Source organism: Ancylobacter koreensis, assembly GCF_023016525.1.
GTDB classification, from domain to species: domain Bacteria; phylum Pseudomonadota; class Alphaproteobacteria; order Rhizobiales; family Xanthobacteraceae; genus Ancylobacter; species Ancylobacter koreensis.
Genome location: NZ_JALKCG010000001.1, coordinates 1,327,230 through 1,351,868 on the forward strand (window position 1 = coordinate 1,327,230; position 24,639 = coordinate 1,351,868).

Genomic DNA, 24,639 nt, shown 5'->3' on the forward strand with positions numbered 1-24,639 from the left:
GTCTGCACGCTGGTCTGCGAAAAGAACGGCCGCCGGGCGTCGCGGCACCGGCGGCCACAAGTGGGTCGCGAGGATCAGAGGCCGAGCGAGGCCTTCACCGCCGGCAGGCCGGGCTTGCCGTCGAGCGTGGTGACGCCCTCCAGCCACGGGCCAAGTGCCTGCGGATTGGCCTTGAGCCACGCCTTGGCGGCGGCCTTGGGCTCCAGCCCCTCGTCGAGGATCATGCCCATCATGGCGTTTTCGGTCGCCAGTTCGAACTTCAGGTTCTTGAACAGCCGCGCGGCGTTGGGGCACTGGGCCGGCCAGCCGGCGCGGGCCAGCGTGCGCACGTCGGCGCCGCCGTAATTGGCGCCGAAATAGGCGTCGCCGCCGGAGAGATAGGTGATCTTGAAGGTCTCGTTCATCGGGTGCGGCGCCCAGGCGAGGAAGACGATCCAGCCCTTGCCGTTCTGCGCGCGCTTCACCTGCGCCAGCATGGCCTGCTCGCCCGATTCGACGACCTTCCAGCCCTTCAGGCCGAAATCATTGGCGTCGACCATCTTCTGGATGTTCTGGTTGGCCGGCGCGCCGGGCTCGATGCCGTAGATCTGGCTGTCGAACTTGTCGGCATTGGCGGCGAGGTCCTTGAAGTCCTTCACCCCGGCCTCGGCGACGTAATTCGGCACGGCGAGGGTGAACTTGGCGCCTTCGAGGTTCGTGCCGAGCACCTCGACGGCCTTGGCCTCGTTCAGCGCGTCGATGAATTTCTGCTGCGCCGGCATCCAGTTGCCGAGGAAGACGTCGAGATTGCCGTTCTTCATCGATTCGTAGCCGATCGGCACCGAGAGCGTCTTGACGTCCTGCTTGTAGCCGAGGCCGTCGAGCAGCACGCCGGCAATGGCATTGGTGGAGGTGATGTCGGTCCAGCCGGGGTCCGACATGCGTACGGTCTGGCAGGCCGGCGCGTCGGCGGCGGCGAGCGGGCCGGCGGTGAGGAGAAGGCAAAGGGCCGAAGCGGTCAGCACGGAACGGTTCATCGGGATACACCTCTGGAAGGAGCGAGAGCCGTGAGATGTTCAAGCAGCCGCCTTGTGAGGCCTGCGGCATTTCTTGCGTGCCCACATCAGGCCGTTAATTATCGGGGCCTGTGAAGGCGTTCATTTTGGATGCTCGGCATAAGGGTAGTTTATGTCTGAAGCTCGCCTCGACCTAGGCTGGGTGCGCGTCTTCGAGGCGGTGGGCCGGCTCGGCAGCCTGACCGCCGCCGCGCAGGAGCTCGGCCTGTCGCAGCCGGCGGTCAGCTACACGGTGCGCACGCTGGAGCAGCTTCTCGGCGCCACGCTGCTGGAGCGGGGCCATCGCGGCAGCGCGCTTTCCCCCGCTGGCGAACGGCTGCACCGCGCGGCCCGCGCGGCGGTGGCCGAGCTCGATGCCGGCGCGCGGGCGGTGCGCCGCATGAGCCGGCGGCCGGTGGTGCGCCTGTTCACCGATTACGGCTTCGCCTCCTTCTGGATGATGCCGCGCGTGGCGCAGTTCCGGCAGGTGCGGCCGGACACCGAGGTGCACATCATCGCCTCCGCCGCCGCCGATCCCGGCGCCGACGAGGCGGAGGACGTGGCGGTGCTGTTCGGCGCGCGCACGGATTTCGGCGCCGGCGCCACCCAGCTTTTCGAGGAGCGGGTGTTTCCCGTGTGCAGCCCGCATTTCGCCGCACGGCACGGGCTCGGCGAGAACCCGGACGCGGCACCCGGCCGCCTCGCCGGCCTGCCGCTGCTGCATCTCGACAGCACGCCGCATCCGCGCTGGTTCACCTGGCGCGACTGGTTCGCCGCCCTCGATCTGGCGCGCGAGCCGGGGGCCGGCGATCTCAGCCTCAACACCTACGGCCTCGTGGTGCAGGCGGCCATTGCCGACCAGGGTGTGGCGCTCGGCTGGGCGGGGCTGATAGACGGCGCGCTCGCCGACGGCACGCTGGTGGCGGTCGGCCCGGCGCTGGCGCGGCCGGAGAGCGGCTACTGGGTGCGGCCGGGGCCCGAGCCCTCCGGCCCGGCGCGCGAACTGATCGACTGGATCCTCGGCGAGGCGTGAGGGCGCCCTCAGGGCGCGGGCGCGACGCCGGGAATCACATCCGCCTCCTCGCGCAGGCGTAGCGCGAGGTCGAGAAAGGCCTGCGCGGCGCGGGTCACGCTGCGCTCGCGGTGGCGCAGTGCGATGAACTGGCGCGAGGGCAGGGGCATGTCGATCAACGCCATGGTGCCGGTGCGGATGGCCCGGTCCACCACGCGCCGCGAGATCACCGTGGCGCCGCTGCCGGCCTCCACCGCCGCGCGGATCGCCTCGTTGGAGGGATATTCCAGCGCGAGCCTCAGCTCGGAGGGCCGCACGCCGTGGCGCGACAGATAGGCTTCGAAGATCGCCCGCGTGCCCGACCCCGGCTCGCGCAGCACCCACGGGCCGGCGCGCAGCTCCTGCGCCGAGCGCGGCGCGCGCCACGCCCACGGATGCACCACCGGCGCCACCAGCACCATCTCGTCCTCGGCCAGCGGCACGGCGGCGAGGACGGCATCGTCCACCTCGCCCTCGATGATGCCGAGATCGGCGGTGCCCTGATGGACGCGGGCCGCCACCTCGCCGGTATTGCCGATCTCCAGCCGCACCTCGATGCCGGGATAGGCGGTGCGGAAGCGCTCGATCACGCCGGGCAGCCAGTAATTGCCCACCGTCTGGCTGCCGGCGAGCGACAGGCGCCCGCGCGCCAGACCGGAGAGGTCGACCAGCACCTGCTCGGCCACCGCCACCTGCGCCAGCACGGCACGCGCCTCCACCAGCAGCAGGCGCCCGGCCTCGGTGAGCATGATGCGCCGGCCGATGCGGTCGAACAGCTTGGTGGCGTGGTTCGCCTCCAGCGTGGCGATGGCCGCGCTGGTGGCCGACTGGGTGAGGTTCAGCGCCTGCGCCGCCTTGGTGAGATGCTCGCGCTCGGCGACGGCGACGAAGATGCGCAGCTGCTCAAGGGTCATGGCGCCCCGCAGGCACGGCGCCGGTCCGGCGTGCGGCTCAGCTGGTGAGCTTCACCAGCACGAGGCTGAACACGGCGATGAAGGCGAAGGCTGCGAGGCCGAGGAGGAAGGGGCGCAGCCCCTTGGCGCGCAGCTTGGCGAAATCGGTCTCCAGCCCCATCGCGGCGAGCGCCATGGAGAGCAGGAAGGTGGTGAGCCAGACCAGCGCCGCTTTCGCCTCCGCCGGAATGCTGATGACGCTGTTCACGCCGATCATCGCGATGAAGCCGAGCACGAACCAAGGCACCGGCGGGCGGGCGGCCCCCGAGGCGTCCGGCCCGGCGCGCCGGGTGGCGAGGAAGCCGAGCGTCAGCACCACGGGGGCCAGCAGCATGACGCGCGAGAGCTTGGCGATGGTGCCGAACTCGCCGGCCGCCTGCCCCTCCTGATAGGCGGCGGCGACCACCTGCGCGATCTCGTGGATCGAGGCGCCGGTCCACAGGCCGTAGGCATGGGCGTCGAGCCCGAGAAGGCCGGGCAGCGCCGGGTAGAGGAACATGGCGACCGAGCCGAAGATGGTCACGCAGGCCACCGCATAGGCGACATCCTCGTCCGGGGCGCGCGTCACCGTGTTGGTGGCAATCACCGCCGAGGCGCCGCAGATCGACGTGCCGGCGGCGATGAGCTGGGCGAGGCCCTTCTCCACGCCCATCAGCCGGCCGAGGATGGTGGTGAACAGGAAGGTGGCGACCAGCGTCAGCGCGATGACCGCGAAGCCGCTCGCCCCCACCTCGACGATCTGCGCGGCGGTGAGCTGCAGGCCGAGCAGGATGATGGCGAAGCGCAGGATGCGCCGCATGGCGAAGGCGACGCCGGGCTTTGCCCGCGCCGGCGTGCCGACGAGATTGTGGAAGCCCATGCCGATGACGATGGCGAGGATCATCGGGCTGAGCAGGCCGAGCACGGGGAGCTGGCGCAGGCCGAAGGCCGCTCCGGCGATCGCGCCGGCCAGCAGCAGTCCCGGCAGGAGGCCACGGAGAAGGCCGGGCACGTTCTTGTCGGTCCCGGCGCCGCGCGGGCGCCCGCCGAGGGATTGCCAGGTCAGGCTCATGTTCACGCCTCCGTCGTCCAGTGACGAAGGCATGACACGTTGCCGAACGTTCGATCCAACTCATAATTAAAGATAGAACGTTCGGTAAAAACGAACAAGAGAGACGGCGAGGCGGTGTGAGTGGTTTCGGATCTGACAACGATATGTATTCTTACATATCGTAAAAATGATTGCGAAATATCGAGAACAAAGTAGCGTTGGTGGCGGCGGGAGCGGACCTGCCGTCTCATCGGGGTGCCGGACATGACCCGGAACATCGGAACCGCCGACCGCGCGTTGCGCGTCATACTCGGCTTCGCGCTGCTGTCGCTTCTCTTCGTATGGCAAGGCAATCTGCGCTGGCTCGGCCTCGTCGGCCTGGTGCCGCTGCTGACGGCCCTTGTCGGCCATTGCCCGGCCTATTCGCTGCTGGGCCTTTCCACCTGTCCGCTGACGCGGCGCCGCTGAGGAGGCCGCGCTGAGCCGCACGCCGGAGGTCACCGGATTCTTCGATCCGCGCACATGGTCGGTGCAGTATGTCGTCGCCGATCCCGCGACGGGCCGCTGCGCCATCGTCGATCCGGTCTACGACTTCGACGAGAAGTCCGGCCAGACGTCGAGCCGCACCGCCGATCGCCTGCTCGACTTCGTGCGCGAGCGCGGGCTCACGGTGGAGTGGATTCTCGACACTCACCCCCATGCCGACCATTTCTCCGCCGCGCCTTACCTGAAGGCGAAGACCGGCGCGCCGACCGCCATCGGCGAGAAGGTGCGGGACGTCCAGACGCTGTGGAAGGGCTATTACAACTGGCCGGACTTTCCAGCGGACGGCTCGCAATGGGACCGGCTCTTCGCCGACGGCGACACCTTCCGCGTCGGCGGCATCGAGGCGCGGGTGATGTTCTCCCCCGGCCATACGCTGGCCTCCGTCACCTATGTGATCGGCAACGCCGCCTTCGTGCACGACACGCTGTTCATGCCCGACAGCGGCACGGCGCGGGCGGATTTTCCCGGCGGCAGCGCGAAGGCGTTGTGGAGGTCGATACAGGACATTCTGGCGCTGCCGGACGAGACGCGCCTGTTCACCGGCCACGACTACCAGCCGGGCGGCCGCGCCCCGCTGTGGGAATCCAGCGTCGCCGCGCAGAAGGCCGGCAACATCCATCTGGCGCGCGGCCGCACGCAGGAGGAATTCGTGGCGCTGCGCGAGGCGCGCGACCGCACCCTGCCCATGCCGAAGCTCATCCTGCAATCGCTGCAGATAAACACCAATGGCGGTCGGCTTCCCGAACCCGAATCGAACGGCGTGCGCTATCTCAAGATCCCGCTCGACCTTCTCAAGGGAGCGGCATGGGACTGAAGGATCTGGAAACGACAGCCGGAACGGACACGATGCCCGACACACTCCCCAGCGAGGCCGCCGACATGAAGGCGCGGGTCGGCGAGGCCTCCGCCTTCCTGAAGAAGCTGGCCAATCCGGACCGGCTGATGGTCGCCTGCGCGCTGGTGGAGGGCGAGCGCGCGGTGCGCGAGCTGGAGGACCTGCTCGGCATCCGCCAGCCCGGCCTGTCGCAGCAGCTCGGCGAACTGCGCGAGGCCGGCCTCATCGTCGGCCGCAAGGAGGGCAAGCAGGTGTTCTACCGCCTTGCCGATCCGCGGGTGGAGACCTTCATCACCACCATGCACGCGCTGTTCTGCGCGCCGAGGGGAGAGACGCCGTGACCAGCTTCACCCCGCTCGCCTCCTTCATCGGCGGCCTGCTGATCGGACTTTCCGCCGTTCTCCTGCTGCTCGTCGAAGGACGCATCGCCGGCATCAGCGGCATCGCCGCGCGCCTGCTGCCGCCCTGGGGCAAAGGCGTGGCCGAGCGCTTCGCCTTCATCGCCGGGCTGGTGGGCGCGCCCTTCCTCGTCGCCGCGATCACCGGCGCACCGGTGGTGCAGACCGTCTCGGACGATCCGCCGCTGATGGCGGCGGCCGGGCTGCTGGTCGGCTTCGGCGCGGTGTGGGGCTCGGGATGCACTTCGGGCCATGGCGTATGCGGCCTTGCCCGCCTGTCGCCGCGCTCCATGGTGGCGACCGCCGTCTTCATGACGGCCGGCTTCCTCACCGTCTTCGTCACCCACCACGTGATCGGGGGCTGAGCGATGGCAATCCCAGTCAATCTGGCCCTCGGCCTGTTGTTCGGCGTCGGGCTCGTCGTCTCCGGCATGAGCGATCCGGCCAAGGTGCTGAACTTCCTCGATCTCGCCGGCACCTTCGATCCCTCGCTCGCTTTCGTCATGGGCGGGGCGGTGCTGGTCGCCTTTGTCGGCTTCCGCCTCGTGCTGGCGCGCGATACGCCCCTGCGGGCGCCGCGCTTCGAGCTGCCGACGCGACGGGACATCGACGCGCGGCTCATCGTCGGCCCGGCGCTGTTCGGCATCGGCTGGGGGCTCGGCGGCTTCTGCCCCGGCCCGGCCTTCACCGCGCTCGGCCTCGGCGCGCCGGGCACGCTGGTCTTCGTGCCGGCCATGCTGGCGGGCATGTGGAGTGCCCGCCTGCTGGCCGAGCGCAAGGGCTGAGCCGGCCGGCGGCGGCCTCCGGCGCCGCGCCGCGCAGAGGGACCAAATTTCGACATTGCCCGCGCCCAACAACGCGGCATTAAACTACCCCTGAGGGAACGGGGAGCAGGGGATGGCGCAGGCGGGTGGCGAGGGGTTCCGGCGCAGGCTGGGGCCGCTGGAGGCGGTCGGGCTCTCGCTCTCCGTCATGGCGCCGACCATGGGCATGGCGCTCAACGTGACGCTGGCGGTGGGGGCCGCCGGCATCGCCGCGCCTCTCGGCTTCGCCATTGGCACGCTGGTGGTCGGCCTCGTCGGCCTCTCCTTCATCTTCTTCGCCAGCCGCGTGACCACCGCCGGCTCCGGCTATGCCTATATCGGGCGCACCTTCGGGCCGCGCGCCGGCTTCATCGCCGGCTGGTGCATGGTGCTGCTCTACGTCGCCGGCGGCTCCGGCAGCGCGGCGCTGGTCGGCGATTTCCTGAGCGCCGCGCTCGACGACCACGGCATCCATCTGGGGGCCTGGTGGCTGCCGGTCGCCGTGCTTGCGCTTCTGGCCGGCACGGCGCTGGCCTGGCGCGACGTCGGCCTCGCCACGCGGCTGATGCTGGCGCTGGAACTCTCCTCCGTCGCCGTCATCATCTATCTCGGCGTGCGCATCCTCATGGCCGCCGGGGCGCAGGGCGAGGTGAGCCTCGCCCCCTTCCATCCCGACCCCTCGGTCGGATGGTGGGGCGTGGGCTACGCCATCGTCTTCGCGGTGCTGTCCTTCGCCGGCTTCGAGGCGGCGACGACGCTGGCGGAGGAGACCGGCCAGCCCGGCCGCGCCATCCCCCTCGCGCTGTTCGGCTCGGTGGTGCTGGCGGGGCTGTTCTTCGTCTTCGCCTCCTACATCCAGGTGATCGGCTTCGGCCTCGACAACATGAAGGCGCTGGCGGCGAGCGAAGCGCCGCTCAACACGCTGGCGCTGAAATACGGCAACGTCCACATCGCCACGGCGCTGGATCTGGCGGCCGCCGTCTCGGCGCTGTCCTGCGTGCTCGGCACGCTGTCGGCGGGTGCGCGCATGCTGTTCGTGCTCGGCCGGGCGGGCCTCTCGCCGGCCATGGCGCGCCTGCATCCGGGCTACGGCACGCCGACCACGGCGGTCGCCATCGTCGCCCTCGCCATGCTGGCGGGCGTCATCGCCTGGGCGCCCTTCGTCGGGCCGACCGATTATTACGATGCGGTCGGCACCATCGGCGTGCTGGCGCTCATCGTCGCCTATCTCGGGGTGACGGTGGCGGCGGCGGTGCATGCGGTGCGGGCGGGCAGCCGGCTCTGGCTGACACTGGGCATGCTCGGCACGCTCGCCATGCTGTGGCCGCTCTACAATTCAGTCTATCCGGTGCCCGCCTTCCCCGACAGCCTGTGGCCCTATCTGGTTGTCGGCTGGATCGTGCTGGGCGGCGGGCTCCTGCTGCTGCGGCCGCAGATCGGGCGCAGCGAGGCGCGGTAGGCGCGGCATCGGGCTTGCAGGCGGCGAGTGGCAGGGAGTTGCACGCGGGGGCCGCCCCGTGGCACCTGCGTGCCGTTGCCAACCGCCGAAAGCGAGCCCGTGCCCGATCTCGACCGCATCGTCCGTGAAATCGCCGAGGAAATGGCCGCGCGCACCGACCGCGGCGACGTCGCGACCTATATTCCCGAACTTGCCCGTGCCGATCCGAACCGCTTCGGCATCGCCGTGGTGAGCGGGGAGGGCGAGGTGGTGGTGGGCGGCGACGCCGACATGGCCTTCTCCATCCAGAGCATCTCGAAGGTGTTCACCCTCACTTTGGCGCTCGGCAAGATCGGCAACCTCCTGTGGAAGCGGGTCGGGCGCGAGCCCTCGGGCAGCCCGTTCAATTCCATCGTCCAGCTTGAGAACGAGCACGGCATCCCGCGCAACCCCTTCATCAATGCCGGCGCCATCGCGGTGACCGACGTCATCCTCTCCGGCCACCAGCCGCGCGAGGCGCTGGGTGAGATCCTGCGCTTCCTGCAGTTCCTCGCCGAGGACCCGGCGATCGGCATCGACGAGGCGGTGGCCGCCTCCGAGCAGCGCACCGGCTTCCGCAACCGGGCGCTCGCCAACTACATGAAGTCGTTCGGCGTGCTGGAAAACCCGGTCGACTACACGCTCGGCGTCTATTTCCATCACTGCGCCATCGCCATGAGCTGCCGCCAGCTCGCCATGGCCGGGCGCTTCCTCGCCCATAACGGGCGCAACCCGGCGACCGGCTTCTCGGTGGTTTCGCCCGAGCGGGCGCGGCGCATCAACGCCATCATGCTGACCTGCGGGCATTATGACGGCTCGGGCGAGTTCGCCTATCGCGTCGGCCTGCCGGGCAAGAGCGGGGTGGGGGGCGGCATCCTCGCCGTCGCGCCGGGCCGGGCCTCGATCGCGGTATGGTCGCCTGGGCTGGACGCCAGCGGCAACTCGCATCTGGGCCGCATCGCGCTGGAGGAACTGACCCGGCGGCTGGGCTGGTCGATCTTCGGCTAGGGGCGCCGAGCGGGGCGCTGGATGTGACAAGAGGGCCGGACGGTGTGTCGCGGCCCTCTTGCGGGGGTAAATCGTCTGGCAGTCGAACACCGACTTACGGCACCGGGCATTGTCATCGACCGGGCCGGGCGTCAGTTCTTCGGCCCGCTTTCTTCCTTGATCGCCTCTTCATGATACCAGCTTCCCACGATGAGGCGGGGCAGGCCCTTGAGGTTCTCGGAAGAAAGCGCCTCGGCGCGACGGGCAGCGAGGCCGGCCCGGCCACCGGCCGGGAACTGGACGATCTGGGCGCTCTCGCGCTGGACATTGGTACTCATTGCACGTTTCTCCTTTCCGGCTGCGCGTTCCTGCGTCAGCCCTTATCTCTATATAACACCTTTTGCATGGCGTTTGCGCAAGATGCACATTTTACGATCACAATGAGCATAGAATTTGTGCATCGCCAAAGCCGCCCGCAAGGTCCTGCCGGATAACGACTCTTGCCGCCCGCCGGTTTCGTCGCACGCTGCGCGGCACGCGTGGCTAAAAAGTCACCAGCCGCCGGCAAGCTGCGCGGAAATCATGCGAATCGCAGCTTTCGCGAGGCTTGCGCGGGGGCCCGCAGGGCCGGTGCGGGGTGGCTCTCGCCGGTGCGGGAGGCCGGCGGCGCGCCCTTCCGGCCCATCTGGCACGGCTCGTGCTTCCATTGGTTCCAGCCGTAGGCGGTCGACCATCCTCGCGCGGCCGGCAATGCGACCTGGGGTCTTCGGTGCCCGGTCTTTAGCTATGAGAGACACGCAATGACGAAGTACAAACTCGAGTATATTTGGCTCGACGGTTACAAGCCGACCCCGAACCTGCGCGGCAAGACGCAGATCAAGGAATTCGACCACTTCCCCACGCTCGAGGATCTGCCGCTGTGGGGCTTCGACGGTTCGTCGACCCAGCAGGCCGAAGGCCATAGCTCCGACTGCATCCTGAAGCCCGTCGCGGTCTATCCCGACCCGGCCCGCAAGAACGGCGTGCTGGTCATGTCCGAGGTCCTGCTGCCCGACGGCACGCCGCACCCGACCAATGCCCGCGCCACCATCCTGGACGACGAAGGCGCCTGGTTCGGCTTCGAGCAGGAATACTTCTTCTACAAGGACGGCCGCCCGCTCGGCTTCCCCGAGCACGGCTACCCCGCCCCGCAGGGCCCGTACTACACCGGCGTCGGCTTCAAGAATGTCGGTGACATCGCCCGCGAGATCGTCGAGGAGCATCTTGAGCTCTGCCTCGAGGCCGGCATCAACCACGAAGGCATCAACGCGGAAGTCGCGAAGGGCCAGTGGGAATTTCAGGTCTTCGGCAAGGGTTCCAAGAAGGCCGCCGACGAGGTGTGGATCGCCCGCTACCTGCTGCTCCGCCTGACCGAGAAGTACGGCGTGGACATCGAGTTCCACTGCAAGCCGCTCGGCGACACCGACTGGAACGGCTCGGGCATGCACTGCAACTTCTCCACCGAGTATATGCGCACGGTGGGCGGCAAGGCCTATTTCGAGGCCCTGATGGCCGCGTTCGGCAAGAACTGGAAGGAGCACATCGACGTCTACGGCCCGGACAACGACAAGCGTCTGACCGGCAAGCACGAGACGGCGCCGTGGAACAAGTTCTCCTACGGCGTGGCTGACCGCGGCGCCTCGATCCGCGTGCCGCACTCCTTCGTCAAGAACGACTACAAGGGCTATCTCGAGGATCGCCGCCCGAATTCCCAGGGCGACCCCTACGCCATCGCCTCGCGCGTTCTGAAGACCATCGCCGAAGTCGACACCAAGGCTGTCGCTGCGGCGTGAGAATGACGCGGCCGGGGCCGGGCCACCGCCCGCCCCGCCGCCACGAGCCTCCTGAGACGGCCCCGGAGACGGGCCTCGTCTCCTCCAGGCCAGCCCCGCACGCCCGTACAGGCAGCGGGGCTGGCTTTTGTTTTTGGGGGCGCGCGTCGAGGCGGCGCCACGGGACGGGGCGAGGGGAGAGGGCTACGGGACGGGCCATGGCCGCGCGGCCCGATCCGTCACGCCGTCATCCCGGCCGGAGGCGGAGCCGGAGAGCCGGGATCGCCGAAGAGTCTGGCGCTGGGTCCCGGATCGGCGACGCGCTGCGCGCAGCTTGTCCGGGAAACGGCGGTGCGCCCGGGCTTGGTGTCCCGGACAAGTGACGCCGCAGGCGGAACGCCGCTCCGGGACCCAGCGAAAACGCTTCGGCCGAAGCTCTTGGGCCGAGGCCGTGAACCGGCGCCCCGGTCACGCATGGCGGCCCTCGCGGACGTCCGCCCCGCGCCGGGATCCCGGCCTGCGAACGATCCCGGATCGGCCTGCGGCCGTCCGGGATGACGACGCAATGGGAACCGGATGACGACGGGGTATGGGCCGGCACCGGCGGCACGGGGCAGGCCGCGGTGGCGGCTCCTGGGGCGGCCGTCCCGCCGCCCCGCTCACAGATAGGGCGAGGCCAGCCAGATGGCGCGGTTGCGCAGGCGCTCGGGGAAGGGGCGGGCGGCCAGCGTCTCCAGCGTCTCGGCCCGGCCGCCGGAGACCATGGCGCCGATGCGCGCCTCGATGGCCCCCGCAATGGCCGGGTCGTACAGCTCCAGATCGAGCTCGAAATTCAGCCGCAGGCTGCGCGGATCGAGATTGGACGAGCCGGCATAGGCCCAGCAGCCGTCCACCGACATCAGCTTGGAATGGTCGAACATGCCCCCCGCCCGCCAGACCCGGCAGTCGCCGGACAGCACCTGGTCGAGCTGGGCGGTCATGGCGTAGTCGACCAGCTTCAGATTGTTCGCCGAGGGGATGACGATATCCACCTCGACGCCGCGCCGGCCGGCCACCGCCAGCGCGCCGATAAGCTGCTGGTCGGGCAGGAAATAGGGCGAGCAGATGCGCACCCGGCTCTGCGCGATGGACAGCGCGCCCATGATCATGCCGTGCGCGCAGGCAAGGTTGCGGTCGGGGCCGGAGGGCACCACGCGCACCGCCACCGGGCCGCAGGGCGGGCCTTCCGGCGCCTCGGCCCAGGCCGGCCCGTCGAGGAATTCGTCGGTGGTGAAGGACCAGTCCTGGCTGAACACGGTGAGCAGGTGCTCGACCGCCCGGCCCTCGACGCGGAAATGGGTGTCGCGGGCGGGGTCGTCGCCGGCATGGGCGCTTGTGAACTGGGCGCGGATGTTCATGCCGCCGGTGAAGCCGAGCGTGCCGTCGACGATCAGCATCTTCCGGTGGCTGCGCAGATTGGCGTAGGGCAGGCGCAGCCCGATGAGATTGCCCATGAACAGGTCGGTGACGACCCCGCCTGCCTTCAGCCGACCGACGATGGAGGGGCGCGAATAGCGCGCGCCGATGGCGTCGATCAGCACCCGCACGGCGACGCCGCGCCGGTGCGCCTCGATCAGCGCGTCGGCGAATTCGACGCCCACGGGATCGTTGTCGAAGATGTAGCTGGAGAGCGCCACATGGCGCTTCGCCCCACGTATGGCGGCCAGCATCTGCGGATAGGCCTCGTCGCCGCTGTCGAGAAGCTGCACGGCGTTGCCGGTGGTCAGCGGGAAGGCGCCCACCCGGTCGCCGAGCCGCTTCATCGCGGAGAGGCTGGGCGAGAGCGCGATGGCGATGGGCGGGCGCTCATGGTGGCGGCGCCGGTCCTGGCTGGCGCGCCGGCGGCCGGCCGCGCTCTGGCGGATGCGGTTGATGCCGGCCACGAGATAGAGGCCGGCGCCGATCAGCGGCGAGAGCAGGATGACGCCGACCCAGCCGATGGCGGCGCGCACGTCCTCCTTGGTCATCGCCGCGTGGATGGCCGCCACGATGCCGACCGTGCCGCTGGTGACGAGCACGATATGCGGCCAGTAATGCGCCCAGAAGCTCTCCATCGCCACCGTTCCGTGACCGGGTACCGGCTGGGGTCTCTAGCCGGAATCCGGCGCGCGGTCATCTTCTGCCTCGTCCGCCGGCGGAGCGCCGGTGCGGACGGGCATGAAGAAGCCGCCCCGGATCGCTCCGGGGCGGCATGGTTGTCACAATCAGCTTGCCGCCTTCAGCGGCGCCGGCTCTTCCTCGGCGGGCTCCAGCGCGTTGGCGATGGCCTCGTCGACGCGCTCCAGCCAGACGAACTCCAGCCGGTCCCGTGCGTCCTGAGGAATGTCCTCATAGTCGCGCCGGTTGCGCGCCGGCAGCATCACGCGGGTCAGCCCCGCCCGCGCCGCCGCCACCACCTTCTCCTTGATGCCGCCGACGGGCAGCACCAGCCCGCGCAGAGAGATCTCGCCGGTCATCGCCGTGTCCTTGCGCACCGTGCGGCCGGTGAGCAGCGAGACGAGGGCGGTGAACATGGCGACGCCCGCGCTCGGCCCGTCCTTGGGCGTGGCGCCGGCCGGCACGTGCACGTGCACGTCGCTGGTGGCGAACAGCGCCGGGTCGATGCCGAGCTCGACGGCGCGGCTCTTGACGAGGCTCCATGCCGCCTGCGCGCTCTCCTTCATCACGTCGCCGAGCTGGCCGGTGAGGATCAGCCCGCCCCGGCCCGGAATGCGTGTCGCCTCGATGAAGAGGATGTCGCCGCCGACGGGAGTCCACGCAAGCCCGGTCGCGACGCCGGGGACGCTGACGCGCAGCCCCACCTCGTCCTCGAAGATCGGCGGGCCGAGCAGCTCTGGCAGCGTGTCGACGCCGATGCGCACATGGCTTGCGCTGCCTTCCGCGATGTCGACGGCGACATGGCGGATGGCGCGGCCGACCTCGCGTTCGAGGTTGCGCACGCCGGCCTCCCTGGTATAGGCGCGGATGATGGCGGCGAGCGCGGCATCCTCGACCTCGACCTGCTCGGGCGTGACGCCGTTCGCCTCCAGCTGGCGGCGGACGAGGTAGCGCCTGGCGATCTGCAGCTTCTCCTGATCGGTGTAGCCGGTCAGGGAGATGATCTCCATGCGGTCGCGCAGCGGCCCCGGTATGGTGTCGAGCATGTTCGCGGTGGCGATGAACACCACGCGCGACAGGTCGAAGGGCAGCCCGAGATAATTGTCCCGGAACGTGCCGTTCTGTTCGGGGTCGAGCACTTCCAGCATCGCCGCCGACGGGTCGCCCTGAATGCCGGAGCCCATCTTGTCGATCTCGTCCAGCATCATCACGCAGTCGCGGGTGCCCGCCTTGCGGATGCCCTGGATGATGTTGCCCGGCAGCGCGCCGACATAGGTGCGCCGGTGGCCGCGGATCTCCGCCTCGTCATGGACGCCGCCGAGCGACACGCGCACGAACTTGCGGCCCATGGCGCGGGCGATGGACTGGCCGAGCGAGGTCTTGCCGACGCCCGGGGGGCCGGCGAAGCACAGGATCGGCGCCTTGCCGTTGGGCGCCAGCTTGCGCACGGCGAGATATTCGACGATGCGGCGCTTGATCTTGTCGAGGCCGAAATGGTCCTCGTCGAGAATCCGGCGCGCCTCGGCGATGTCGATCGCCTTCTCCTCCGGCAGCTTCCACGGCAGCGCGATCAGCCAGTCGAGATAGGTGCGGATCATGCCGTATTCCGCGCTCGCGTCCTGCATGCGGCGCAGCCGGCCCAGCTCCTTGCGGGCCATCTGCTCCACATCCTCCGGCATGCCGGCCTCGGTGATGGCCTTGTCCAGCTCGGCGATTTCCGCGCTGTTGCCGTCATCCTCGCCGAGCTGCTTCTGGATCGCTGCCATCTGCTCGCGCAGCAGCACCTCGCGCTGGCGTTCGTCCAGCGAGGCACGGGTCTGCTTGCCGATCTCCTGCGACAGGCGCAGCACCTCGATGCGGTGCGCCAGCAGCCGCGAGACCTTGGTCATGCGCGCGGCGATGTCGACCGTTTCCAGAAGCTCCTGCTTCTCCTCCGGCGAGATGTCGGCATAGGCCGCTACCAGATCGGCGAGGCCGGCGGGCGAATTGGAGCCGCGCACGGCGGCGGCGAGCTCGGCCGGCACCTGCGGCAGCAGCTCCATCACCTCGTTGGCCTGGCCCTGAAGATGGACGAAGCGCGCCTCGATCTCGGACGAGCGCTCCTCGCTCTCCTCGATGCGGTTGGCCCGCGCGGTGAGGAACGGCTTCTCGCGGGCGAACTCGCTGACATGGAAGCGCTGCTCGCCCTGCAGCACGAGATGGTGCGTGCCGTCGGGCGCGGTGACGTAGCGCAGAATATTGGCGATCACGCCCATGCGGTGCAGGTCGGTGGGGCCGGGCTCCTCGACGCCCGCGTCGCGCTGCATGAGGATGCCCACGGGGCGCCCCTCGCGCACCGCCTGCTGGGCGGCGGCGATGGAGGCCGGCCGCGCGATGGCGAGCGGCATCACCACGCCGGGGAACAGCACGAAATTGCGCACCGGCAGCACGATCATCTGATCGGCCGGGACGGTGGTTCCATTGCCGTTGCCATTGGCGCTTCCGCCGGCATCGGCCATGCGGACGGGCGAGAATCTCTCGAAACCGGGGTGTGTCATGTCTTTCTCCCCCTCCTCAAACCTTGCGCAGCACAATGGCGAGGCAGCCATTGACCATGCGCGGGCGGGTCACGTCGTAGCGGCCGGGCGGCAGCGCGAGCTGGCGCTCGAAGCGGCCCTGCGGCAGTTCCATGCGGTGGATGGTGGCGCGGCGCAGCTCCGGCGGCAGCACGCGCTCGCCGGAGATGACGAGCACGCCGTTCTGGATCGAAACGCTGATCTGCTCGGGATCGACGCCCGGCAGCGCGGCGAGCACGAGAAGCTCGCGCTCGTCCTCAAGCATGTCCACCGGCGGCTCCCAGCAGGGCGCGCGGCGCGCGCCGGCGCCGGGACGCGCAGCCGGCTGGAAGATCTGCCGGTGCATGCGCTCGGCGCGGCTCAGCGTCTCGAGCGCTTCCGACCACATCCACAGGCGGGGGTCCGTCTTCTTCATGAATATCTCCTGGCGGGCCCGTTTTCCCCTGGGGGTCTGGAACCGCGAGGCTGATATGGTGTCTCCCGGAAGCAACACCAGAGGCACCGCCAGCCCGACCGCCGGGCGGAGCGGGCGTCTGCGCAAAGTGGCCCGTGCAGCCACGCTCTAGCGGATTTTCCCGGTGCGTCCTCCGCCCGGCTCCCACAGCGCCCTGAGCGCGTTCAGGATGGCGGCGACGTCGATGAGCTCCTGCAACAGAGCTCCCTCGACCGGCGTCAGCAGGCCGAAGGCGGCCGCCACCATGCCGGCGAGCGACAGGCCGACGCCGACATAGACGCTCTGCAGGGCGACCGCCCGGGCGCGCCGGGCGATGCGCATGGCGTCGATCAGCCGGTCCAGCCGGTCGACGAGAATGACGACATTGGCGGCTTCCGAGGAGGCGGCCGAGCCGCGCGCGGCCAGGGCAACGCCGATATCGGCGGCGGCAAGCGCCGGCGCGTCGTTCACCCCGTCGCCGACCATCATAACGGGGCCGTTGCCGCGTTCGGCGATCACCTGGGCCGTCTTGTCGGCGGGGGTCAGCTCGCTGGCGATGGCATCGAAGCCTAGCCCGTCGGCGACGGCATGGGCGCGCTCGTCCTCGTCGCCGGTCGCCAGCACGAGCCGGCGCACGCCGGCGCCGCGCAGCCCGTCGAGGACCGCGCGGGCCTCACTGCGCACCTCGTCGGCCAGCATCAGCGCGCCCGCCAGCCGGCCGTCGACCGCCACCGCGACCGCCACCGTGCCGGGCCGCAGCGTCCAGCCGACCAGCGTGTCGTCGGGCGCGGCGCCCGTCGCGGCGGCGACGAAATCCCAACCGCCGAGCGCCACCTGCCGGCCCCCGACCATACCTCCAATGCCGGCGCCCGGCGCCTCGTGAACCTCCTCCGGCGCTTCGAGGGCCAGTTCGCGTTCGCCCGCCGCCGCGACCAGCGCCTGCGCCACCACATGGGCGGAGCCCTGGTCGAGCGAGGCGGCGAGGCGCAGCAGCTCGTCCTCCGCCATGTCGCCGCGCGTGCGGATGCCGACGAGGCGCGGCTGCCCGCCGGTGAGCGTGCCGGTCTTGTCGAGCAGCACGGTGCGCACCTTGGCGAGCGTCTCCAGCGCGCCGCCGTCCTTCACCAGCACGCCGTGGCGGGCGCAGCGCGAGATGCCGGAGATGATCGCCACCGGCACGGCGAGGATGAGCGGGCAGGGCGTGGCGGTCACCAGCACGGCGAGCGCGCGCACCGCCTCCCCACTCGCCGCCCAGGCGAGGCCGGCCAGCGCCAGCGTCACGCCGAGGAAGCCGAGGGCGAAGCGGTCCGCCAGGCGCGCCATGGGCGCTTTCGAGTCCTGCGCCGCTCTGACCAGCCGTACGATGCCGGCATAGGTGCTGTCGGCCGCCGCGCGCGTCGCCACGAGGTCGAAGGCATCGCCCGCATTGGTGGAGCCGCTCATGATCTCGTCGCCGCGCGCGCGGCGCGCGGGCAGCGGCTCGCCGGTCAGCGCGGACTGGTCGAGCACGGCGGCGGGGCTGTCGAGCCGGCCGTCGACCGGCACCACCTCGCCGCGCCGGATCAGCACCACGTCGCCGGGGAGAAGCGCGTCGAGCGGCACCTCGTGCAGATGTCCGCCTTCGCGCCGGGTGGCGCTGCGCGGCAGGCGGCCGAGCAGGGCGGTCATCTCGCGCGCGGCCCGGCGCCGGGCGTAAGCTTCCAGCGCCTCGCCGCCGGTGAACATCAGCGCGACGATGGCGCCGGCGAGACTTTCCCCGAAGGCCAGCGCGCCGGCCATGGCGAGCACGGCGATGAGATCGAGCCCGAACTCGCCGCGCCGCAGGCGGCCGGCGATGGTGACGAGCAGCACGGCAAGGATGGCGAGCGTGCTGGCGGTCCAGATCCGTGCCGCGACGTCTGGCAGGCCTGCCGCATAGGCGAGGGCGCTGGCCGCCAGTGCGAGGACGAGGGCGGGCAGCAGCGCGCGCCGCAGGGTTGTCCATGCCCGTCCGATTCCCGCACTCGCCGCTGAAGGCATGACCGCACCCAACTGCCGCCCCCCACTCCCGCGCCGCCATGCCGGCGTCGTCGCATGTGCACGTCACGCGACACGCCGGAAGCCTATGATACGCAGCGACTCGAACGCGGATGTTTGCGTCCGGCGCGCCGCGCGCCATCGGTAGCAACGCGCACCACGGGGGCACCCGGATCGGGTTGTCGGGTTGGCGTTAATGAAATATTACCTAAGCTGGAATACTAACCGATCTGGCTTGGGGGCCGTCGGCGAACAAGGGCTTGGGCGCTGACGATGAATGCAACCGAAGGCCGTTGCCGGCGCAAGGGACCGCATCGCGGTTCCCGCCCGTTCCGGTCGTCTGTTCAGAGATGCCTATGCGGCTAATTGGATCGTTCCTTATCGGCTCTGTGAGCTTCGTCGGCGTCGCCGTCGCGGTGGCCTGGATATCGAACGCGTCGCTGCCGACCCCGGCCGATGCCGCGCGCGTCGATCCCGCGCTGCGCCTCGCTCCCGCCGCCCCCGAAGTCGCCAGCCATGTCGAGGACGGACCCTCGGCGCCGCCCCTGCGCTCCGTCACGGATGTGCGCAATTTCCATCCCGCCGGCGAGATCGCGCAGGGCGACGACTGGCTGTTCCGCCCCGCCATCATGCCCGTGCGCCCCACCGTGCTGGCCGCCATTCCGGTGCCGCCGCCCTCCGTCCCGCCGACGGTGGAGACGGTGAGCGCGGTGCCGCTGCCGGTGGCCAACCCGCTCTTCGCCGGCCGGGTGATGCCGGGCGAGGAGCCCGAGGATTCGCTGACCCTCGCCCCGCTGCCGCCGCGCAAGCCCTCGGCGCAGATGCTCGCCTCGCTGCCCCCGCCCATGGAGGAGGACGACGCGCCCGAGCAGGTCGCGCCGGAACAGCAGGCCGCGCCCAAGGACGAGCTGCGCTACCCCACCGCCGAGGACCGCTTCGCTGTCTACGACATCCGCGCCAAGAAGCTCTATTTGCCGAATGGCAGGAAGCTGGAGGCGCATTCCGGCTATGGCGACAAGTTCGACGACATCCGCTACGTCCACGTGAAGATGTACGGCGTCACGCCGCCGAACCGCTACAAGCTGCGCATGCGCGAGGCGCTGTTCCACGGCACCGAGGCGGTGCGCATGACGCCGGTCGGCGACCAGCCCATGTACGGTCGCAACGGCTTCCTGCTGCACCCCTATCTTCTCGGCCCGCGCGGCGATTCCAACGGCTGCATCTCGCTCGCCGACTACGACGCCTTCCTCAAGTCCTTCAAGAAGGGCGAGATCGACGAGGTGGTCGTGGTGGAAGCGATGCCGAAGTCCGCCGAGCCGGCCAACCCGCTGCTGTCCTGGCTGACCGGCAACAAGAAGAACTGATTCCCGGCCGAAACGGCTGTCAGCGCGAACGGACCGTCAGCGGCCTGCCCCCCGGCGAGGGCCGACCATTGGCGGGCGGTCGGTTCTTCAGCCGGCCCCGTCTTCGCCCGCCTTCACCTCACGCGGCTGTCGTACCCCGGCCTGCGCGACGCCCGGCATGTGCAGCGTGTCGGGCAGGAATTCGGGGCCGCGCCGCGACAGGAACTCGGTCAGCGCGGCGGCCGGCGGCGTCAGGCGCTTGGCGCTGCGCTTGACCACGAACCATTGCCGCACCTCCGGCAGCCCCTCGACGTCCAGCACGGCGAGCCGCCCGTCGGCGACCTCCGCCGCGATGGTGTGGGCGGAGATGAAGGCGAGGCCCAGCCCCGCCATCACCGCCTGCTTGATGGTCTCGTTCGAATCGATCTCCATGCCGATGCGCGGGTCGATGCCGGACTGCTGGAAGAAGCGCTCCATCAGCCCCCGCGTGCCCGAGCCCGGCTCGCGCGACATGAAGGTGGCCCCCGCCAGCGCCGAGGGCGGGATGCGCCGCCCGAGCAGGGGATGGTCGGCGGGCGCGATCAGCACGTGGGGATGGTCGCCGATCAGCGCCTTGTCGACCTCCATGTCGAGCGGCGGGCGGCCCATGATGGCGACGTCGATGGCGTCGGCGCGCAGGCCCGCGATGATCTCCTCGCGGTTGCCCACGGTGAGCACGACGTCGATGCCGGGATGGGCGCGGGTGAAGGAGCCGAGCGCGGCGGGCACGAAATACTTCGCCGTCGAGACGAGCCCCACCGAGACCCTGCCCGAGCGTAGCCCTTTCATCGAATCGAGCGCGGCGCTGCAATCGGCCAGCGCCAGCTCGATGCGGGCAATGGCGGCAAGCACCTCGCGCCCCGCCGCACTCGGCTGGAAGCGCTCGCCCGCGCGGTCGAGCAGCGGCAGGCCGAGATGCTGTTCGAGCTGCTGCACCTGCATGGTCACCGCCGGCGGGGTGACGTTCAGCCGGCGGGCGGCGGCGGTGACGCTGCCGGTCTCGACGATGGCGGCGACGGCGCGCAGCTGCTTGAGCGTGGCATTACGCATGGAACATTACGTTTCAGTCTAATTGAACATGAAGGTAAGATTATTCGAATTTCCTTACGCCGGCAATTCGTGCAGTCTGCCATCAACAAAAGGCGTCCGCCGCTTCGGGTTCCCCGCTCGAAGGCTCACGGAAACGACACGCCAGCGGGCACAAGCCCACGCCATAATTGGGGAAACGCCAATGACACGCCCGACCTTGCAGGGCCACCTCGACAGGTGGTCCCTGGCGGATGATTTGCGCCGCGACGTCGCCAGCGCCGTGCTCGCGCTCGCCGGTGCCGGCATCAGGATTTCAGAGCTTCTGGCCGCCGGGCCGCTGGCCGGCACGCTGGCCGCCGTGCGCGGCCACCACGCGGATGGCGACAGCCAGAAGGAACTCGACGTCATCGCCGACGACCTCGTGCGCGAGGCATTGGCCGCCGCGCCGGTCGCGCTTCTCGGCTCCGAGGAGGCCGAGGAGGCCATCGCGCTCGATCCCGCCGGTACGCTCGCGGTGGCGGTCGATCCGCTGGACGGCTCGTCCAACATCGACACCAATATGAGCGTCGGCACGATCTTCTCGATCCTGCCCTATGGCGGCCCCGACTCGCTGCTGCAGCCCGGTTCGGCACAACTCGCCGCCGGCTTCCTGCTCTACGGGCCGCAGGTCGCGCTGGTGCTCACTGTGGGCGTCGGCACGCAGATCTTCATCCTGGAGCGCGCGAGCGGCGAGTTCCTGCTGGCGCAGGAGCGCGCCTTCGTGGTGCCGGAGACGGTGGAATACGCCGTCAACGGCTCCAACCTGCGCCACTGGGACGGCGCCATCCGTTCCTATGTCGAGGATTGCCAGGCCGGCACCGACGGCCCGCGCGGCAAGGATTTCAACACCCGCTGGGTCGCCTCCATGGTGGCCGACGTCTACCGCATTCTCGTGCGCGGCGGGGTCTATCTCTATCCCGGCGACGCGCGCCGGGGCTATGCGCAGGGCCGGCTGCGTCTCGTCTACGAGGCCAATCCCGTCGCCTTCCTGATCGAACAGGCACAGGGCGCCGCCACCGACGGAATCCAGCCCATCCTCGACCTGGTGCCGAGCCATCTGCACCAGCGCGTGCCGCTGGTCTTCGGCTCGCGCGCCGAAGTCGAGCGCATCGCCCGCTACCACGTCGGTTCCGCCGCCATGCCGGAGCGCTCGCCGCTGTTCGGCCGGCGCGGCCTGCTGCGCGCCTGAGGGGAGAGGAGCCATGTCGATCCATCACCCCATCATCTCCGTCACCGGCTCGTCGGGCGCGGGTACCACTTCGGTGCGGCGCATCTTCGAGCAGATCTTCCGCCGCGAGGACGTCGCCGCCGCCTATATCGAGGGCGACGCCTATCACCGCTACGACCGTGCCGAGATGAAGCGCGTCATGGCCGAGGAGGCGGCGCGCGGGAACAACCACTACAGCCATTTCGGGCCGGATTCGAACCTGTTCGAGGAACTGGAGGAGACCTTCCGCTCCTACGCCCAGACCGGCACCGGCCAGTTCCGCCACTATGTCCATGACGACAAGGAGGCCGCCGAATACGGCGGCCCGCCGGGGACTTTCACGGCCTGGGAGCCGATCCCCACGCCGACCGACCTGCTGTTCTACGAGGGTCTGCACGGCGCGGTGGTGAGCGGCAACATCGACGTCGCCCGCTACGCCGACCTCAAGATCGGCGTGGTGCCGGTGATCAACCTCGAATGGATCCAGAAGATCCACCGCGACCGCTCGCATCGCGGCTATTCCACCGAGGCGGTGACCGACACCATCCTGCGCCGCATGCCGGACTACGTGAACTACATCTGCCCGCAGTTCACCCACACCGACATCAACTTCCAGCGCGTGCCGACGGTCGATACCTCGAATCCGTTCATCGCCCGGTGGATCCCGACGGCGGACGAATCCATCGTCGTCATCCGCTTCAAGAGCCCGCGCGGAATCGACTTCCCCTACCTGCTCTCGATGATTTCCGGGAGCTGGATGAGCCGCGCCAATTCCATCGTGATCCCCGGCGGCAAGCTCGACATCGCGATGCAGCTCATCCTCACGCCGATGATCCTCAACCTCGTCGAGAAGAAGCGGCGCGCCGCGTGAACCGGGAGGACAGCATGCTCACCAGCAACAACGCGGCGCTGCGCCCGCACCCCGCCGGTCTCCCCCACGAGGACATGGCACAGGACATGGCGAACGCGCTGCGCGCCCTCGCGATGGACGCGGTGGAGGCCGCCAGGTCCGGCCATCCCGGCATGCCGATGGGCATGGCGGACGTTGCGACCGCCCTGTTCTCGCGCTTCGTGACGCTCGATCCGAGCCGGCCCGACTGGCCGGACCGCGACCGCTTCATCCTCTCGGCCGGCCACGGCTCGATGCTGCTCTACGCCATCAACCATCTGCTCGGCTATGCCGACATGGGCGTCGACCAGCTCAAGAGCTTCCGCCAGCTCGGCGCCATCACCGCCGGCCATCCCGAGCATGGCCACACGCTGGGGGTGGAGACCACCACCGGCCCGCTTGGCCAGGGCCTCACCACGGCGGTCGGCATGGCGCTCGCCGAGCGCATGCTCAATGCCCGCTTCGGCGACGACCTCGTCGACCACCGCACCTGGGTGATCGCCGGCGACGGCTGCCTGATGGAGGGCATCAGCCACGAGGCCATCGACCTCGCCGGGCACCTGAAGCTCGCCCGCCTCACCGTGCTGTGGGACGACAACGGCATCTCCATCGACGGGCGCACCTCACTCTCGACCTCGACCGACCAGCTCGCCCGCTTCCGGGCGGCCGGTTGGGACGTGCTGCGGGTCGACGGCCACGCTCCTCACGCGCTGATCGACGCCATCGCCGAAGCCCGCGCCAGCGACCGGCCGACGCTGATCGCCTGCCGCACCACCATCGGCTTCGGCGCGCCGACCAAGGCGGGCACGGAAGCGGTGCACGGCGCCCCGCTCGGGCCGGACGAGATTGCCGGCGCGCGCGAAAGCCTCGGCTGGAACCACCCGCCCTTCGAGGTGCCGCAGGGCGTGCGCGCGGGCTGGGCGACCATCGCCGAGCGCGGCCGCAGGGCACGCGAGGCCTGGGAGAAGCGGCTCGCCGCCTCCGGCCAGCGCGCCGCCTTCGAGGCGGCGATGGAGGGCGAACTGCCGGCCGATTTCGACGAGAAGCTCGCCGCCTTCAAGCGCGAGCTCGCCGAGACCGCGCCGAAGATCGCCACCCGCAAGGCCTCCGAGATGGCGCTTGCCGTCATCAACGCGGCGACCGACCTCACGGTCGGCGGCTCGGCCGATCTCACCCATTCGAACCTGACCCTGACCAAGGGGCTCGTCTCGGTGACGCCCGGCAACTATGCCGGCCGCTACCTGCATTACGGCATCCGCGAACACGCCATGGCGGCGGTGATGAACGGGCTCGCCTTGCATCGCGGCGCCATTCCCTATGGCGGCACCTTCCTCGTCTTCTCCGACTATGCGCGCGGTGCCATGCGGCTCTCGGCGCTGATGGGGCAGCGGGTGATCTACGTGCTCACCCACGATTCCATCGGGCTGGGCGAGGACGGGCCGACCCATCAGCCGGTGGAACACCTCGCCATGTTGCGGGCGACGCCGAACCTCTATGTGTTCCGCCCCGCCGACGCGGTGGAGACGCTGGAGGCCTGGCAACTCGCCCTCCATGCGGAAGGCACGCCCTCGGTGCTGGCGCTCTCCCGGCAGAACCTGCCGACCTTCCGCACCGAGCCTTCCGAGGAGAACCTCGTCGGCTACGGCGCCTATGTCGCCCGCAAGCCGGCCCGCCGGCGCGATGTGACGCTGCTGGCCACCGGCTCGGAGGTGGAGATCGCCTTCAAGGCGGCCGACCTTCTTGCCGAACGCGGGGTCGACGCGGCCGTCGTCTCAATGCCGTGCTGGGAGCTGTTCGAGCGCCAGAGCCACGAATACCGCCGCGCCGTGCTGGGCACCGCCCCGCGCGTCGCCATCGAGGCGGCGGCCCGGCTCGGCTGGGACCGCTGGACCGGGGATCGCGGCCGCTTCGTCGGCATGGAGGGCTTCGGCGCCTCGGCCCCCGCGCCCGCGCTCTACGAGCACTTCAACATCACCCCGGAGGCGGTCGTCGACGCTGCCTGCGACCTGCTGACCTGCGCCTGAGCCG

General features: G+C 70.0%; 21 protein-coding genes and 1 pseudogene. 13 read left to right on the forward strand and 9 right to left on the reverse strand.

Going from position 1 to position 24,639, the window contains the following annotated elements:
• Window positions 1-74: 74 nt before the first annotated feature.
• A complete protein-coding gene (gene choX, locus MWN33_RS06125; protein WP_247199537.1) occupies window positions 75-1,016 on the reverse strand; it encodes a choline ABC transporter substrate-binding protein in 942 nt (313 codons plus the stop codon).
• A gap of 151 nt (window positions 1,017-1,167) precedes the next feature.
• Between choX and MWN33_RS06130 the strand changes: the two genes are divergently transcribed.
• Complete coding sequence (locus MWN33_RS06130) at window positions 1,168-2,067, forward strand: LysR substrate-binding domain-containing protein (protein WP_247199538.1); 900 nt, start codon at window positions 1,168-1,170, stop codon at window positions 2,065-2,067.
• Window positions 2,068-2,075: 8 nt separating this feature from the next.
• Here MWN33_RS06130 and MWN33_RS06135 read toward each other — a convergent pair whose 3' ends face one another.
• Both MWN33_RS06135 and MWN33_RS06140 read right to left on the reverse strand, forming a co-directional pair.
• Window positions 2,076-2,999: a LysR family transcriptional regulator gene (locus MWN33_RS06135; RefSeq protein WP_247199539.1), complete on the reverse strand. Its 924-nt coding sequence runs from the start codon at window positions 2,997-2,999 to the stop codon at window positions 2,076-2,078.
• A gap of 37 nt (window positions 3,000-3,036) precedes the next feature.
• On the reverse strand, window positions 3,037-4,005 hold the full coding sequence (locus tag MWN33_RS06140; RefSeq protein WP_425531972.1) for a YeiH family protein: 969 nt from the start codon (window positions 4,003-4,005) through the stop codon (window positions 3,037-3,039).
• A 327-nt stretch (window positions 4,006-4,332) separates the two neighbouring features.
• Here MWN33_RS06140 and MWN33_RS06145 point away from each other — a divergent pair, with 327 nt between their 5' ends.
• The 7 genes and pseudogenes from MWN33_RS06145 (at window position 4,333) to MWN33_RS06175 (ending at window position 9,135) form a co-directional block, all read left to right on the forward strand.
• On the forward strand, window positions 4,333-4,536 hold the full coding sequence (locus tag MWN33_RS06145; protein WP_247199541.1) for a YgaP family membrane protein: 204 nt from the start codon (window positions 4,333-4,335) through the stop codon (window positions 4,534-4,536).
• A 31-nt stretch (window positions 4,537-4,567) separates the two neighbouring features.
• Window positions 4,568-5,428 (forward strand): annotated as a pseudogene (locus tag MWN33_RS06150) (MBL fold metallo-hydrolase); the annotation flags it as partial.
• A 32-nt stretch (window positions 5,429-5,460) separates the two neighbouring features.
• Entirely contained in the window at window positions 5,461-5,790 is a 330-nt protein-coding gene (locus MWN33_RS06155; protein WP_247199543.1) for an ArsR/SmtB family transcription factor, read from the forward strand.
• A complete protein-coding gene (locus MWN33_RS06160; RefSeq protein WP_247199544.1) occupies window positions 5,787-6,212 on the forward strand; it encodes a YeeE/YedE family protein in 426 nt (141 codons plus the stop codon). The genes MWN33_RS06155 and MWN33_RS06160 overlap by 4 nt, the downstream gene beginning before the upstream one ends.
• Before the next feature lie 3 nt (window positions 6,213-6,215).
• Complete coding sequence (locus tag MWN33_RS06165) at window positions 6,216-6,632, forward strand: DUF6691 family protein (protein ID WP_247199545.1); 417 nt, start codon at window positions 6,216-6,218, stop codon at window positions 6,630-6,632.
• A 112-nt stretch (window positions 6,633-6,744) separates the two neighbouring features.
• Window positions 6,745-8,109, forward strand: a complete 1,365-nt coding sequence (locus MWN33_RS06170; RefSeq protein ID WP_247199546.1) for an APC family permease — start codon at window positions 6,745-6,747, stop codon at window positions 8,107-8,109.
• Window positions 8,110-8,208: 99 nt separating this feature from the next.
• Window positions 8,209-9,135, forward strand: coding sequence for a glutaminase (locus MWN33_RS06175; protein ID WP_247199547.1), 927 nt, complete (start codon window positions 8,209-8,211; stop codon window positions 9,133-9,135).
• Window positions 9,136-9,266: 131 nt separating this feature from the next.
• Here the strand turns inward: MWN33_RS06175 and MWN33_RS06180 are convergent, their stop codons facing one another.
• A complete protein-coding gene (locus MWN33_RS06180) occupies window positions 9,267-9,452 on the reverse strand; it encodes a DUF2735 domain-containing protein (RefSeq protein WP_247199548.1) in 186 nt (61 codons plus the stop codon).
• Window positions 9,453-9,914: 462 nt separating this feature from the next.
• Between MWN33_RS06180 and MWN33_RS06185 the strand changes: the two genes are divergently transcribed.
• Window positions 9,915-10,946: a glutamine synthetase beta-grasp domain-containing protein gene (locus MWN33_RS06185; RefSeq protein WP_247199549.1), complete on the forward strand. Its 1,032-nt coding sequence runs from the start codon at window positions 9,915-9,917 to the stop codon at window positions 10,944-10,946.
• 638 nt (window positions 10,947-11,584) lie between these two features.
• On the opposite strand, the gene MWN33_RS06190 is transcribed toward MWN33_RS06185, so the two are convergent.
• From MWN33_RS06190 to MWN33_RS06205, 4 genes are all read right to left on the reverse strand, one after another.
• Window positions 11,585-13,018, reverse strand: coding sequence for a phospholipase D-like domain-containing protein (locus MWN33_RS06190; RefSeq protein WP_247199550.1), 1,434 nt, complete (start codon window positions 13,016-13,018; stop codon window positions 11,585-11,587).
• A 150-nt stretch (window positions 13,019-13,168) separates the two neighbouring features.
• Window positions 13,169-15,598 carry an endopeptidase La gene (gene lon / locus MWN33_RS06195; RefSeq protein WP_247199551.1) on the reverse strand — a complete coding sequence of 810 codons (2,430 nt, stop codon included), beginning with the start codon at window positions 15,596-15,598 and terminating at the stop codon, window positions 13,169-13,171.
• Window positions 15,599-15,614: 16 nt separating this feature from the next.
• Window positions 15,615-16,031, reverse strand: coding sequence for an Hsp20/alpha crystallin family protein (locus tag MWN33_RS06200; RefSeq protein ID WP_247199552.1), 417 nt, complete (start codon window positions 16,029-16,031; stop codon window positions 15,615-15,617).
• 147 nt (window positions 16,032-16,178) lie between these two features.
• Window positions 16,179-18,068 carry a heavy metal translocating P-type ATPase gene (locus MWN33_RS06205; RefSeq protein ID WP_247199553.1) on the reverse strand — a complete coding sequence of 630 codons (1,890 nt, stop codon included), beginning with the start codon at window positions 18,066-18,068 and terminating at the stop codon, window positions 16,179-16,181.
• A 353-nt stretch (window positions 18,069-18,421) separates the two neighbouring features.
• Here MWN33_RS06205 and MWN33_RS06210 point away from each other — a divergent pair, with 353 nt between their 5' ends.
• Window positions 18,422-19,429 carry a DUF2778 domain-containing protein gene (locus tag MWN33_RS06210; RefSeq protein WP_247199554.1) on the forward strand — a complete coding sequence of 336 codons (1,008 nt, stop codon included), beginning with the start codon at window positions 18,422-18,424 and terminating at the stop codon, window positions 19,427-19,429.
• Between the two features lie 87 nt (window positions 19,430-19,516).
• Here the strand turns inward: MWN33_RS06210 and MWN33_RS06215 are convergent, their stop codons facing one another.
• A complete protein-coding gene (locus MWN33_RS06215; RefSeq protein ID WP_247199555.1) occupies window positions 19,517-20,497 on the reverse strand; it encodes a LysR family transcriptional regulator in 981 nt (326 codons plus the stop codon).
• Window positions 20,498-20,678: 181 nt separating this feature from the next.
• Between MWN33_RS06215 and MWN33_RS06220 the strand changes: the two genes are divergently transcribed.
• From MWN33_RS06220 to tkt, 3 genes are all read left to right on the forward strand, one after another.
• Complete coding sequence (locus tag MWN33_RS06220; RefSeq protein ID WP_247199556.1) at window positions 20,679-21,704, forward strand: class 1 fructose-bisphosphatase; 1,026 nt, start codon at window positions 20,679-20,681, stop codon at window positions 21,702-21,704.
• A gap of 13 nt (window positions 21,705-21,717) precedes the next feature.
• Window positions 21,718-22,593 (forward strand): phosphoribulokinase, encoded by an 876-nt coding sequence (locus tag MWN33_RS06225; protein WP_247199557.1) that lies wholly within the window; start codon window positions 21,718-21,720, stop codon window positions 22,591-22,593.
• Window positions 22,594-22,667: 74 nt separating this feature from the next.
• The gene (gene tkt, locus MWN33_RS06230; RefSeq protein ID WP_247199802.1) at window positions 22,668-24,635 is read left to right on the forward strand and encodes a transketolase; all 1,968 of its coding nucleotides are present in this window, start codon (window positions 22,668-22,670) and stop codon (window positions 24,633-24,635) included.
• Window positions 24,636-24,639 lie beyond the last annotated feature (4 nt).

Excerpts from the sequence above, each read along its gene's own strand:
- choX (WP_247199537.1), bottom strand. The coding sequence starts at position 1,016 with ATGAACCGTTCCGTGCTGACCGCTTCGGCCCTTTGCCTTCTCCTCACC.
- MWN33_RS06130 (WP_247199538.1), top strand. The coding sequence starts at position 1,168 with ATGTCTGAAGCTCGCCTCGACCTAGGCTGGGTGCGCGTCTTCGAGGCG.
- MWN33_RS06135 (WP_247199539.1), bottom strand. The coding sequence starts at position 2,999 with ATGACCCTTGAGCAGCTGCGCATCTTCGTCGCCGTCGCCGAGCGCGAG.
- MWN33_RS06145 (WP_247199541.1), top strand. The coding sequence starts at position 4,333 with ATGACCCGGAACATCGGAACCGCCGACCGCGCGTTGCGCGTCATACTC.
- MWN33_RS06155 (WP_247199543.1), top strand. The coding sequence starts at position 5,461 with ATGCCCGACACACTCCCCAGCGAGGCCGCCGACATGAAGGCGCGGGTC.
- MWN33_RS06165 (WP_247199545.1), top strand. The coding sequence starts at position 6,216 with ATGGCAATCCCAGTCAATCTGGCCCTCGGCCTGTTGTTCGGCGTCGGG.
- MWN33_RS06170 (WP_247199546.1), top strand. The coding sequence starts at position 6,745 with ATGGCGCAGGCGGGTGGCGAGGGGTTCCGGCGCAGGCTGGGGCCGCTG.
- MWN33_RS06180 (WP_247199548.1), bottom strand. The coding sequence starts at position 9,452 with ATGAGTACCAATGTCCAGCGCGAGAGCGCCCAGATCGTCCAGTTCCCG.
- MWN33_RS06185 (WP_247199549.1), top strand. The coding sequence starts at position 9,915 with ATGACGAAGTACAAACTCGAGTATATTTGGCTCGACGGTTACAAGCCG.
- MWN33_RS06190 (WP_247199550.1), bottom strand. The coding sequence starts at position 13,018 with ATGGAGAGCTTCTGGGCGCATTACTGGCCGCATATCGTGCTCGTCACC.
- lon (WP_247199551.1), bottom strand. The coding sequence starts at position 15,598 with ATGACACACCCCGGTTTCGAGAGATTCTCGCCCGTCCGCATGGCCGAT.
- MWN33_RS06200 (WP_247199552.1), bottom strand. The coding sequence starts at position 16,031 with ATGAAGAAGACGGACCCCCGCCTGTGGATGTGGTCGGAAGCGCTCGAG.
- MWN33_RS06205 (WP_247199553.1), bottom strand. The coding sequence starts at position 18,068 with ATGCCTTCAGCGGCGAGTGCGGGAATCGGACGGGCATGGACAACCCTG.
- MWN33_RS06210 (WP_247199554.1), top strand. The coding sequence starts at position 18,422 with ATGCGGCTAATTGGATCGTTCCTTATCGGCTCTGTGAGCTTCGTCGGC.
- MWN33_RS06215 (WP_247199555.1), bottom strand. The coding sequence starts at position 20,497 with ATGCGTAATGCCACGCTCAAGCAGCTGCGCGCCGTCGCCGCCATCGTC.
- MWN33_RS06220 (WP_247199556.1), top strand. The coding sequence starts at position 20,679 with ATGACACGCCCGACCTTGCAGGGCCACCTCGACAGGTGGTCCCTGGCG.
- MWN33_RS06225 (WP_247199557.1), top strand. The coding sequence starts at position 21,718 with ATGTCGATCCATCACCCCATCATCTCCGTCACCGGCTCGTCGGGCGCG.
- tkt (WP_247199802.1), top strand. The coding sequence starts at position 22,668 with ATGGCACAGGACATGGCGAACGCGCTGCGCGCCCTCGCGATGGACGCG.